Raw genomic sequence first — 11,557 nt, 5'->3', positions numbered from 1 at the left:
GCTACCTGTTCCTGACGTTCTACTCGATGCTCACCATGCCGTTTGTGGCCGGCAACCTGTGCCGTACGGTGCTGCTTGACGACGGCGAGACGTTTGCCGACTTGCTCGCCGGGTGGAAGCCTTACATAGTCGACGCCATGGAGCGGCTGCTCGATGCCGGCGGCTGAGCTATTGCGGGGGCCTTGCAGACGGCTGCCACCACGGCGCCGCCGGCCCGCCACATTTGTTGGCAAAAGGCTTGCCGCTTCCGTTTTTTATTCGTATTTTTGTGACGAATTACGAAACTAAGTAGGTGTTCAAAATTAATTGCCATCAAATAGCACACAAGATGGTGGCAAAGATATGGAGGACACCTGCAAGGTATATTGTATCGGTTAATTTTGAACAGCTACTTAATCCATTTAAACGATATTATTATGAAGAGTGACCCAAAGGAGTGTCTCTATTGCCAGAGCAATGAGACGTTGCACAACCTTATGATTGAAGTGGCGGAACTGAGCGTTTCGCGTGTTTTCATATTCAAGGAGCAGACATACCGCGGACGTTGCCTCGTGGCTTACAAAGACCATGTAGACGACATAAACCTGCTCGGCGACGATGACCGGAATGCGTTCATGAGCGACGTGGTGCGCGTTACGCGGGCCATGCAGAAGGTGTTCAACCCGGACAAGATAAACTACGGGGCATACGCCGACACGCTCGAGCACCTTCACTTCCACCTCGTTCCCAAGTATGTGGGCGGCCCCGACTTCGGGGGTGTGTTCCGCATGAACCCTCAGCAGACCTACCTCACCGAGGCAGAGTATGCGAGCATGGCCGAGGCCCTGCGCAAGGAACTCTGAGCGCAGGCCGCTGCAAAGCGTTGACGACAGCACAATCCGCCGCCGGAGCGAGCCACCCTGGCCCGCATCGGCGGCGGATTGCCTTTGCCTGGCTCATTGCTTGGCAGAGCCATCGCACCCGGCCTCGGCCAGCACAGCCCGGGTGATGGCGGCAATGGTGGCGGCGTTGGTGCTGTCAGTCTCGGCAGAGTCCATTATGAACACCACTATGTAGCAGTTGCCCCCGGGCAGCATCACCACTCCGGCGTCGTTGTCGGCTGCCTTGATGCCGCCTATGCGGTCGGAGCTGCCGGTCTTGTGGGCCACTGCCATGCCCTCGGGTACACCGGCGGGAATCTTGTCGCGCCCGGTAGACGTGCCGAGCATGATGCCGCGCAGCAGCGCAAACCGGGTGTCGCCGGGGGCGAACACCACCTTCAGCACGTCGAGCATAGACTGTGGATAGCTCCAGTTGGCATAGCATAGCTGCCTGTCGGCGTGCATCGAAGCCTCAGTCTCGCTAATGCTGAAACCGCTGACGCCGAGGCTCCTGATGTACATGTCAACATAGTCTATGCCTCCTGCCATGTCAATCAGGATGTCGCAGGCGTTGTTGTCGCTCTCGGCCACGCTGTAGCGCATCAGTTCGGCTATCGTTATGTCAATGTCGCTGTCGGGGTGTTTCTGCCGCAGCGGGCTGTAGGTGTCTTTCTTCAGTCGCCCCTTGTCAATGTGCACCACGCTGTCGGGGCTTATCCCGTCCATCTGCATCCTTGCCGTGACGGCCATGGCCACGTGGGTCTTGAATACGCTGAGCAGCGGGAAGCGCACCGAGTCGTTGAGCACGAAGTGCATGTCGGCGTATTCCGCGGCCACGCCCACCGTCATCTTTTTGTCCCCAATTATAGAGTCGATGCGCTCGGCCAGCGTTGAGGCGCAAGCCGCATGGGCGCACAAGGCTGCCACGACGGCCGTAGCCAGTCGCTGCCACAGGCAGGTTCCATGTCTGTAGTGTTTCATTCCAACTGTAGTTATTGTCACCGATTTGTTCTGGTTTACAGTTGGTAAAGTTACGAAATATTTCAAATGCGGCCAACGCCCGGCCGTTATTTTCATCGCGTTGTACAATTATTTTGTAAACGGCGGGCCCATACCTGCCTGCCGCCGCCAGCCATCGCCGCCATGCCGTGGTGGTGGCCTGTTGACGCGCACATCCATCTGGCGCAACATCACCTTCGTCTCCGCCACATTAAGCGGACGTCATGACAACTTGCAATGGATGTAAATAAGTGTATAAAAGTGCTTGTTTGTTTCGTTTTATTTTATATACGAAATGCGAATAAACGCATACAAAGTATGTTAAATGACCGTTCAAATGCAATATTTGAATAAAAATTATTTTCCGTTAACACATAAAATCGTTATATTTGCGAGCGAGTTATTTCGTGAGCTCAGCTTGTCAGATGCAAATGGAAAGTAGGTTTAGAATGGTTTTGGTTGACAGCAAGTACCCTATCCTCTGTGTTTCATCAGTAGGGGATTACAGTAGTTGTTTGGCTCCCGGGCATCTCATGCAGAAATCCTTTGTTAAAGAGAAGCTTAAGGCCGGCGGGCCTATGTCCTGACCCCCATGGTGCAGCAAGCCGGAGGCTGCATCTGCATGGCGTGATGCCACTGGGAGTAAGGCAAAAGGGAGCGTTTAATGGATTTGTAATTAGCAAGAGTGACAGGCAGTGGTCACGATGGGGCGCCGGCCACAATCCGGCTGTGGCATGGCGCTTTTCATTTTTGACCGCCGTAAAGTAGGGGGAAATGATGCCGCCCCGTGTTTATCTGTGGCCCAGGGGGCTTGGTGGCGCCTTGTCGCTCTACATACATTAAAAACGGCATAGAGATTCAACAGCATCCAAATGTACGGCCGATGAGAGCAACCGTAACCCTGTTTGGGCGCCCATCGACAGCCGATTAGCAACAGCAAAGTATTAACCCCGGTGGGCTTGGCGCTACCCGCAAGCAGGCCTGCCTCACAAAACAGCATCGTATGAAGAAAACTTTACTTGGTATTGGACTGATGGCAATGGCATGTTTTGCCAATGCCCAGGCACCGTCGGCCGCACAGGTGACATGGCCGGGAGAGTCGGACATCATTTATGACAAGCCCGACGGAGAGGACGTTACCGACGTCATAGGCAAGAACTTCTCTTTAATCTACGACTCGGGAAACCTATACATGCAGCAGACCTACAACGGAATAGCCTCATACGTAAAGGGTGCCGACGGCAACCTGTATGTGTTGAACCCCATACCGGGCTACCGCTCGAACTCCTACCTCAAGCTCGAGCCAGTGGGCGACGGGCGCTACGTGGCCCATACGCCGCAGGCGATAGACTATGACGAGGGCGACATGATTTACGTGATGAGGATGGCTGTGAGCTACGACGGCGGCTCTGCCCAGGTTCTGCCCGACGTGAAGGAAGACGGCACGGTAGACACCGACATCTATTTCACCTACAGCGAAGGCGTGCTCAGGCAGCAGAGGGCCGAGGGCGAGACGTTCGGTAACCCAAAGGCCCTGCTGGGCATTGTGCTCAGGGGAGGCACTTTCCTTGGCACAGGCGTCAGCGAGCTGACAGTGATGCCCAGCCCTTACCACTTGACTACACTGCCCGAGGGGCTCACACCCAAGCCTTACGGCTTTGATTACACCACGCGGCAAAACGAGAAACTGTCGGCGCAGGCCGAGGTGGCCATCGACGGCAACACCGCGTACATCAGCGACCCGGAGAACCCCGGCAAGGGTTACTGGATAAAGGGAAGCTATGCCGACGGACGCATAGTGGTTGAGCCGCAGTATGTCGGGGCCGACGAATCGTGGGGCCTGCACTACTTCCTCGTGCCGGGCAAGCTGCGCCAGGCCGAAGACGGCACCCACCTCGACTTGGCAGACAAGATTGAGCTTACCTTCGACGAGGCCGCCGGCACAATAACATCGGCCGACGACTGCCTCTATGCCATCACTGCCGACATCACTGGAGGCAAGTTGCTGGAGGCTTATTTCCACCCCACATACTCGCGCGTTGACCTGAAGCCGGCCGTGCCGGCTGCACCCGAGTTCTACGATGTGGGCAGCTACAGCCCGTCGTTTGGGCGGGAGGTGAAGTTCAACCTGCCAAGCAAGGATGTCGACGGCAACCCTATCAGCGCAAACAGGCTGTCGTACAGAGTTTACATGGGCCCGGAGTCGGTGTACACCTTCACCACGGACAAGTATGTAAAGCTGCAGCAGCCCATGAGCCTGGTATTTTACAACTTCTCCGACGACTACGACTTCCCGCTGGCCTACGGCGACTACCACCGCTTCTACCTCTACGAGGAGAATGTCGACGGGCTGGGCATACAGAGCGTTTACACGGTGGATGGCGTGACAAATGAGTCGGGCATCACATGGTGGATGGCCGCAACGGGCATAGGCCGCACCGATGCCGCCACAGCGCCCGTGCGCACTGAATACTTCGACCTGCAGGGGCGCAGCGTCAGCTCGCCGCAGGGCGGACTGTATGTGGTTAAGTCGACCATGCCTGACGGAAGCGTTGTAACACGTAAGCAGGTGGTCAGATGATACTTCGGCCCGCGCCATAAGCCATGGCTCGGCTCTAAGCAGAAGGGCGGGCATCCCGGACGGCGGCTTGCCGCTGTGGGGTGCCCGCGCCTGTGGCACCGGGGGCGGCCCCGATGGAGGCAAGTGTGGTACGGCAATCAAGCTGACAGGTGAATGTTCAGACATGGTATAGCTATGGGAGTTGTTAAGTATGCTGCATCTGAATGGGAGAGGAAAATGACCGAGAACGACCTTGACAAGCTCGAGGCGCAAGGGCTCGACGTGAGTGCATACCGCGAACAGCTGGCGGAACGCAGGGCACGCGAAGCCGAACAGCAGAGGCGTGACAGGGCGAGGTGGAACAATCCCACATCGCTCGAAAGGCTCACGCCCTATGTGGCGATACCCCGCAGCATGAAAACCCAGTTTTTCAAGAGGATGGCCGGCAGGGCGCCTTGGTTCCGAAAGATAAAGTGGCTGCGCAAGTACACCGAGGGGCTGATAGTGTATGTCGGCGTGGTCAAAGCCCCGGACGAGGCATGGAAGGGCGAGAAACACGATGCCTCGACACACACAGTCGTTGGCGTGTATGCCACAGACGACGCCCATGCCTGCAACGCAGGGTGGGTGAGCCGGGTGGCCCTGGCCCTGAGGAACATGAGCGAGGGCAAGCAGCGCGTGGCACCGGGGTGCGAGCGCATCATCGACATGATTGCCGACGAGGGCGACCGTGGCGAGATGGCTCTGCCGGAGGCCGTGGCCGAGGGGGCAACGGCATTTGTGCGCCGGCTCGACATCGACGACAGGGAGTTGCCAAATGGCTATCTTCCCACCGACGGCATAGTGCCCCACTTCTGCTGGGAAGGCACCATCAGGTGCATCCCTGCCGACCTATATGCCTGGCCCTCAGCCTGACGGCACGGCCGGCTTTCACCTTCATCATGTCGGATGTGGCGGCTGTGGCCCACCGTAGGGCATTGTCGGTTGCGAGTGATGGCGTAGTTTTAGAAAATAAAATATTAACTTTAAAATCCATGAAAATGAAGAGAGTGATCAATTCAATGGTTATGTTCTGCATGGTAGTGCTGTTGGCTGCGTGCAAGGGCGACATCGGGTCGCTTGTGAAAGAAAAAGAATATCCTATGGACAAGGCCGAGTCGTATGCCAAGTTGATAGATATGCTGAAAGAAAAGGTTGACCAGAAGCGGTTTAAGATAGTGGCTATGTCTTTCTGCGAGAAAGGAGAACTGACCAACAGCATGTTGTTTGTTAACCTTACGATGGTCAATCCCGACAACATGACGTTCAAACAGACGTTTTATACCGACGGCACTGTGGGCGACATGGACGAAAAAAGCATGTCTTTCAATGACATTGACTACAAAAAGCTGAAGGGCATAGAGCTGTCGGAGATAGACCCGGCTCAGTTGGAGAAATACATCACCGAGGCAAAGAAGCTCGTTCCGCAGGGATGCACATTCAAGTCGGTCAGGTCTTTCGACATGAATGAGGTGCTTCCGGAGAAGTTGTCGCTGGGTGTAAACGAAGCCGAAGTCGGTTCGATAAAGAAATCCATATCCATCGGTTTCACCGAAGACGGTAAGGAGACCGAGGAAAGCGCCGGCAAGGTGGTGAATGTATATTACACGGCCGATGTCAATGTCAATCCCGACGGCACCGTGTCGTTGGATGATTGACCATTGTTCCGCCACATGGTTACATCTTGGCTTGGGGCCATGCCCGCAGTAGGGCATGGCCTTATGTCGGGCTGTCTGAAGATACAATAGCTTATTATCAAAATAAACTGTTACTCGATGAAAACGTTCAATTACGTGGCCAAGTCCGTTTACCGCGACAACTTGGTCAACATTATTCTGTCGTTGATGCTCATACTCGTACCGATTGTCCATCCTTTCGGTATAAAAATTGGCGCCGCCCGCATCCTCGACCCGTTTCCAACCACGGTCATCCTCGTTGTTGCGGGGCATGTCTTGATAATCAGGGTGCTCATGGCCATCAGGCATGCGCGCTTGCTGGCCAAGGCCGGAGGCGTAATCACAGTAGACGGCGGCCGCATCACCTATCAGTTTGCAGGCAGGCGCAAGTCGGAGATGCGCGAGCTGTTGATAGCCGACATCACGGCCGTCAGCTATGACGAAGAAGACGGCTTGCTGACGGTAGAGCTCACCGACGGGTCGGAGGTGGTCTTCGACCTCGATTTGTTCGACAACCTCACCCGGTTCAGAGAGTTTGCCGCCCTCATCCATAAATAATGCGGCGTGCAGCACTACCAGACGCCACCATGCCCCCTACGCCATAGCCTTGCCGGATGGATGTCCAATGCGGGCGGCCATTTGCCATTAACCCATGGTGCAGAAAGCCTGTGGCTGCACTTGGTGGAGCGATGCCACATGGCGTTAGTCAATGGGGGCGTTTGATGGGCATGGCCGGCTGTGCCGCGCAGTGCTGTTTTGCATGCAGGGCCGTCGCATAGGGTCGCCGGACACCAGGCTCTATCTGGAAGTCATTAATGGCCGATGGCAGCGTGCATACCGTGAAGCGCCTCTTTAAGTAAAGGCTTGCGCCTGCGTCCGTTTGCTGTTGTGCAGGGCTGTTGTGCAGGCTGGCCTCCCCTCCTGCCACGGGCAGTGTAGTGGGGGGCTTGCCGCATGCTGCGCCCTTGTCTTCGTGATGGCCGTTTGCAGTGTGGGCAATGTCGTGCGTTTCGTGGGCGCTGCTGTCATTGCGTATGTTGCCGTATGGCAATTCCATATTTGCCGTATCGCATCCCGATACGTGTCGTTTCACAATCCCAAACGCAGCATATTCTTTATGTGCTTCAGTCAAGGTTGCGGCCTGTGGCTTTCTTGCTTGCCTGAAGTTGTACATGTTTTTTCACCGTATTGTCCCCAATCGGGTGTCGGCCTCCGAACAACGGCCGTGGAATGCTGCTTTGCAGGGCTAAGTAGTTGTCCAAAATTAATTGCCATCAAATTGTGCGCTATTTCGGAGAAGCATGCCAAAGTCCGAAGAGAGAGCGTAGCGGGCTACGCGACCGATGAGACTTTGGTATGCGGCCCGAAGGAGCACACAAGATGGTGGCAAAGATATAGAGGACAGCTGCAAGGTCTATTGTATCGGTTAATTTTGAACAGCTACTTATAATAATAACCCATTTAAGCTTTTTCCGAAAAGTCTTTTTTGCCCCATTCCGTAAAGAGTGTTAAATGTTGGGTGGTATCCGCACTTCGTCCGGGTTACGTTTGCTTTTGTTGATAAAACTTGTTAAGTTTGCGCATAAGCGCATATAGTGCCCTTGCAGGGCATCCCGGTGTTGCGCATGGTTGTGCCCGCCAATGTCCATTGCAGCCCGTGCATGGCTGTGATGCCTCATGCCATCAGTCGGGCGCAGTATAGTTGTGAATGCAGATTTGTATGAAATAGTGTATGAAGAATGCGTTATTGATTGTAGCAATGATGTTTGGGCTGTTGCAGCCGGGTAGGGCCAGTGGTGTCGTTGGCAAGTGGTATTGTTCACAAGCCTTTCTCGACAGTCTGTATCTGTCGGCAGTATGCAATGAATATAAAGGCATTTTCGAATTCCGCAACGATGGTACATTCAGGCTGAACGTATCGGGTAGCACCGCCGCCGGCAGGCGGCATGTTTCCACTGTGCGCGGCAAGAGGTCTGGCCGTCTGGCTGGCACGGTCGGCGGCGGCACAGTCTACATCAGGCTCCGTGGCCGTTACAGTGTGGCGGGCGGCTTGATAACAACCGAGGTTGACCCGGGCAGCGTGAAGTGTTACTCCAATTCCGGGCTCGACAATCCCGACATGTCAGAGGAAACGATGTCAAACGCGGAGTTGAGATACATGGAATACCAGGCAGGAAGATATGAGGAAGCCGAAAAGCGGCTGGCAGAATACACACAGTTTGTTGTAAACAGTAAGCGACATATGTGGGAGTGGGACAACCGAAGGTTTGTCGCCAACGATTCAGTGATGCTTGTTGACGGCGGAATAAGGCTGACCGCCGAGCGCGAGAAGCCGTCGGACCTAATCCATGGAAATTCGTCGCCCCATCTCACCCCCATGTACGACAACCAAGATGCTGTAGGTGCCATCAAGGTGTTGGGCAACCGGAACAGTTCGCCGGCACAGTTACAGCGTGCCGCCAGAACGCTCGAAAAAGCCGTGGAGGCCGATTCGGCAGCCAACCTGATGTTCAGCCTCGGCAATGTCTACCTGTTGGGCCGTGGCGTTGCCGTTGACGGCAATCGCGCGGCCGAACTGTTGGGCAAAGCCGCCGGTGCGGGCTATGCCAAGGCATATCATGTGCTCGGGATGATGTACAAGGAGGGTCGTGGAGGCGTGGCCCGTGATTTTGTCCGTGCATATACTTGTTTTTCAAAAGGAGCCGATGCCGGCAATCGCCAGTGCCTGTATGCAAAAGGCTATATGCTCTACAAGGGATTGGGTTGCGGGCAAGACTATGCCGCGGCAGTTGCGGCCTTTCGTGAGGCTGCAGGGATGAAAGATGGAATGTCGTGGTATATGTTGGGCATCTGCCACCGCAACGGATTCGGGTGCATGCAAGACTCGGCAGCCGCCAATTACTGCCTTCGGCGCGCCATTGCCCTCAAGTGCCGTGATGCCAGGGCCGAAATGGTGCGCAAGCATGAAGAGACATACCTCAGCAACGTCTATGGTGATGATGAGAAATATGCCAGCCTGCCCATATCCATGCCCGACATCGTTCCGGCCTCTGCCGACACCATGCTTGCCCCTGGGCGCTACGAGGGCTTCATGGTGATGTACGACTACAGCGGCGACAGGCTGGTGGCGCTCTGGCGCATGTCCATGGCGGTAGACCGATGCGGGCGCCGGGTTGGCGGCACCATCGTTACGGGCACCGACAGTGTGGCCTACAGCGGCGAGATTGCTGCCGACGGCCGCCTGGTGTTCACCGGCGGACAGCTGACGCTTGCCGAGAGGTATGAGCGCAGCGGGGCGCTTGCATACAAGTTCGTAGACATCGTGTTCGACGACATTGCCGGAAAGCTGTGCGGCCGCCTCGGCTTGTATTCCACCAAGCTGCAGGAACCGGGGCGCCCCGTCTATTTCGAGCTCACGCGCTGCGCAGCCCGCCCCGCCGGCGGCTGACGGCACTGCATGGCGGCCCCCGGCTCCTCCCTCGCATGCCGCATGGCATGGGGCGGGCCGGGGGCGTTTGGCGGTGGCTGCCGGCGGTTGTGGCCGGGCGTCACCTGAGGTACTTGCCGTAGAACTCGGCAATCTTGTCGAATGGAATCTTCTCCATGTTGTCGTAGAGGTCGGTGTGGTTGGCCCCGGGGATGATGAGCAGTTCCTTGTTGTCGCCCTTCAGTTTCTTGCGCGTGTCTTCGCTGAAGTAGCGCGAGTGGGCTTTCTCGCCGTGAATGAGCAGCACCGCGCTGCGTATCTCGCCCGAATATGCCAATAGCGGCATGTTGAGGAACGAAAGGCTCGACGTCTTGTTCCATCCGCCGTTAGAGTTGAGCGAGCGCGGGTGGTAGCCGCGCTTTGTCTTGTAGTAGGCGTGGTAGTCTTTCACAAACTGCGGCGCGTCGGCCGGCAGCGTGTCGGCCACCCCTCCTGCCAGGGCGTACACCCCGTTCCTGTAGTCTTCGGTTCGCTGTTCGTTGAGCTGCTGGCGCAGTTCGTGGCGCGCGTCGGCGCTGTCGGCAGCGTCAAAGTATCCGTTGGCCGTCACCCTGCTCATGTCGTACATCGTGGCCGCCACGGTGGCCTTGATGCGCGTGTCCACGGCAGCGGCGTTCACGGCCATGCCACCCCATCCGCATATGCCCAGTATGCCTATCCGCCCCGGGTCAACGTCGTCGCGCGACGACAGGTAGTCTACCGCGGCGCAGAAGTCTTCGGTGTTGATGTCGGGCGATGCCACATAGCGCGGCTGCCCACCGCTCTCGCCGGTGAACGAAGGGTCGAAGGCTATGGTCAGGAATCCACGCTCGGCCAGGGTCTGCGCGTAGAGGCCCGAAGCCTGTTCCTTCACAGCCCCGAACGGGCCGCTGACAGCCACGGCAGGCAGTTTGCCCGTGGCGTTTTTAGGTGCGTAGAGGTCGGCCGCCAGGGTTATTCCGTAGCGGTTGTGGAACGTTATCTTGGTGTGTTCCACCTTGTCGCTTTGCGTGAAGACCTTGTCCCACGCCTCAGTCAAGTTCAGTTTCTCTTCCATAAATCTATTTGCGTTAGGATTGTTTTGTTGGGCGCAGGCCGCCGTGCTGCATGCCATGGCGAGCACGGCGGCGGCCAGTAAGTTTGTTTTCCTGTTCATAAGTAGCGTTTATGTCTTTCTTTGTCCGTTTGGCCTTGCCGCCGTGCGCTTGTGGCATGCCGGTTTCTGTTGCCGTCAGTTGCCCCCGATCTTCCCCTCCTTGGCCAGTTCGGCCAGGGCCCTGGCCAGCGAGGGCCGTGTCACCCCGAGGCGTTGTGCCACCTCGCGCTGGTTGTGTATGGCCCCGTGGGTATCGAGGTATTTCATTATCCGCTTTTTCAGGTCGAGCAGCGCAAACTCGCTCACCTTCCTGCTCAGGAACACGCTGCGGTCGGATATGTCGGTGAGGAAGTTGCCCAGCATGACGGGCGACGAGAGCATGGCCTGCATGAAGCGGTCGCGGCCCACGAAGAAGAGCTCGCACGGCTCAGTGGCCTCGATCATCACCGGAAACCTGTTCTCGGTGGCGAAGACAAACGCCGAGGCCAGCAGCGCCGGCGCCTTTATTTCCTCGATGGTCAGCTCCTTGCCGTCGGCGTTGACCATGCCCGCGCGCACGGCCCCCGAGGCCAGTATGTAGAGCCCCTTGCAGCGGTCGCCCTGCAGGGCGATGATGTCGCCCGGGGCATAGCGCCTCAGGCTGTTTGGCGTTGCAAACAGAAAGGCTATCAGGTCGTCTTCGTCCATCCCCCTGAACGGGGCTATTTTTAGCAGTGCAGACAGTTCCATTGTGACATTTAACTATTATTCGTACCGAATGTAACATATGGTACAGATTTATGGGATTTGCTTCCGTACCTTTGCCGCCGATAAGCAGCCGGGGGCTCCCGTGCATTGGCCATGGCCGCCGGGGCATGCTTT

General features: G+C 56.7%; 10 protein-coding genes. 6 read left to right on the top strand and 4 right to left on the bottom strand.

The genetic code is table 11. The annotated features are described in order from the left end of the window. Positions 1–416: 416 nt before the first annotated feature. Positions 417–842, top strand: a complete 426-nt coding sequence (locus tag H6B30_RS11435; RefSeq protein WP_205110713.1) for an HIT family protein — start codon at positions 417–419, stop codon at positions 840–842. 93 nt (positions 843–935) lie between these two features. On the opposite strand, the gene bla is transcribed toward H6B30_RS11435, so the two are convergent. After that, positions 936–1,841, bottom strand: a complete 906-nt coding sequence (bla, locus tag H6B30_RS11430) for a class A beta-lactamase (protein WP_205110712.1) — start codon at positions 1,839–1,841, stop codon at positions 936–938. A 1,021-nt stretch (positions 1,842–2,862) separates the two neighbouring features. Between bla and H6B30_RS11425 the strand changes: the two genes are divergently transcribed. The 4 genes from H6B30_RS11425 (at position 2,863) to H6B30_RS11410 (ending at position 6,692) form a co-directional block, all read left to right on the top strand. Further along, the gene (locus tag H6B30_RS11425) at positions 2,863–4,440 is read left to right on the top strand and encodes a hypothetical protein (protein WP_205110711.1); all 1,578 of its coding nucleotides are present in this window, start codon (positions 2,863–2,865) and stop codon (positions 4,438–4,440) included. 153 nt (positions 4,441–4,593) lie between these two features. Further along, positions 4,594–5,334 (top strand): hypothetical protein, encoded by a 741-nt coding sequence (locus H6B30_RS11420; RefSeq protein WP_239483920.1) that lies wholly within the window; start codon positions 4,594–4,596, stop codon positions 5,332–5,334. Positions 5,335–5,459: 125 nt separating this feature from the next. Further along, positions 5,460–6,116: a hypothetical protein gene (locus H6B30_RS11415; RefSeq protein ID WP_205110710.1), complete on the top strand. Its 657-nt coding sequence runs from the start codon at positions 5,460–5,462 to the stop codon at positions 6,114–6,116. 117 nt (positions 6,117–6,233) lie between these two features. Further along, entirely contained in the window at positions 6,234–6,692 is a 459-nt protein-coding gene (locus H6B30_RS11410; RefSeq protein ID WP_205110709.1) for a hypothetical protein, read from the top strand. A 148-nt stretch (positions 6,693–6,840) separates the two neighbouring features. Here the strand turns inward: H6B30_RS11410 and H6B30_RS11405 are convergent, their stop codons facing one another. Next, a complete protein-coding gene (locus tag H6B30_RS11405; protein ID WP_205110707.1) occupies positions 6,841–7,227 on the bottom strand; it encodes a hypothetical protein in 387 nt (128 codons plus the stop codon). Between the two features lie 639 nt (positions 7,228–7,866). On the opposite strand from H6B30_RS11405, the gene H6B30_RS11400 reads away from it, so the two are divergent. Further along, complete coding sequence (locus H6B30_RS11400) at positions 7,867–9,582, top strand: tetratricopeptide repeat protein (RefSeq protein ID WP_205110705.1); 1,716 nt, start codon at positions 7,867–7,869, stop codon at positions 9,580–9,582. 100 nt (positions 9,583–9,682) lie between these two features. Here the strand turns inward: H6B30_RS11400 and H6B30_RS11395 are convergent, their stop codons facing one another. Together H6B30_RS11395 and H6B30_RS11390 are read right to left on the bottom strand one after the other, a co-directional pair. Next, the gene (locus H6B30_RS11395) at positions 9,683–10,714 is read right to left on the bottom strand and encodes an alpha/beta hydrolase (RefSeq protein WP_239483933.1); all 1,032 of its coding nucleotides are present in this window, start codon (positions 10,712–10,714) and stop codon (positions 9,683–9,685) included. Positions 10,715–10,831: 117 nt separating this feature from the next. Then, positions 10,832–11,425: a Crp/Fnr family transcriptional regulator gene (locus H6B30_RS11390; protein ID WP_205110701.1), complete on the bottom strand. Its 594-nt coding sequence runs from the start codon at positions 11,423–11,425 to the stop codon at positions 10,832–10,834. Between the last annotated feature and the right edge of the window lie 132 nt (positions 11,426–11,557).

The sequence above is a fragment of the Marseilla massiliensis genome, from assembly GCF_016899955.1.
GTDB lineage: Bacteria > Bacteroidota > Bacteroidia > Bacteroidales > Bacteroidaceae > Prevotella > Prevotella intestinigallinarum.
Note: the sequence above shows the minus strand (reverse complement) of the source record. Positions and strands in the feature narration are given on the sequence as shown.

What these genes read in the sequence shown, in the direction of transcription:
- H6B30_RS11425 (WP_205110711.1), top strand. Translation starts at nt 2,863, where the DNA reads ATGAAGAAAACTTTACTTGGTATTGGACTGATGGCAATGGCATGTTTT.
- H6B30_RS11420 (WP_239483920.1), top strand. Translation starts at nt 4,594, where the DNA reads ATGTTCAGACATGGTATAGCTATGGGAGTTGTTAAGTATGCTGCATCT.
- bla (WP_205110712.1), bottom strand. Translation starts at nt 1,841, where the DNA reads ATGAAACACTACAGACATGGAACCTGCCTGTGGCAGCGACTGGCTACG.
- H6B30_RS11390 (WP_205110701.1), bottom strand. Translation starts at nt 11,425, where the DNA reads ATGGAACTGTCTGCACTGCTAAAAATAGCCCCGTTCAGGGGGATGGAC.
- H6B30_RS11435 (WP_205110713.1), top strand. Translation starts at nt 417, where the DNA reads ATGAAGAGTGACCCAAAGGAGTGTCTCTATTGCCAGAGCAATGAGACG.
- H6B30_RS11400 (WP_205110705.1), top strand. Translation starts at nt 7,867, where the DNA reads ATGAAGAATGCGTTATTGATTGTAGCAATGATGTTTGGGCTGTTGCAG.
- H6B30_RS11415 (WP_205110710.1), top strand. Translation starts at nt 5,460, where the DNA reads ATGAAGAGAGTGATCAATTCAATGGTTATGTTCTGCATGGTAGTGCTG.
- H6B30_RS11410 (WP_205110709.1), top strand. Translation starts at nt 6,234, where the DNA reads ATGAAAACGTTCAATTACGTGGCCAAGTCCGTTTACCGCGACAACTTG.
- H6B30_RS11395 (WP_239483933.1), bottom strand. Translation starts at nt 10,714, where the DNA reads ATGGCATGCAGCACGGCGGCCTGCGCCCAACAAAACAATCCTAACGCA.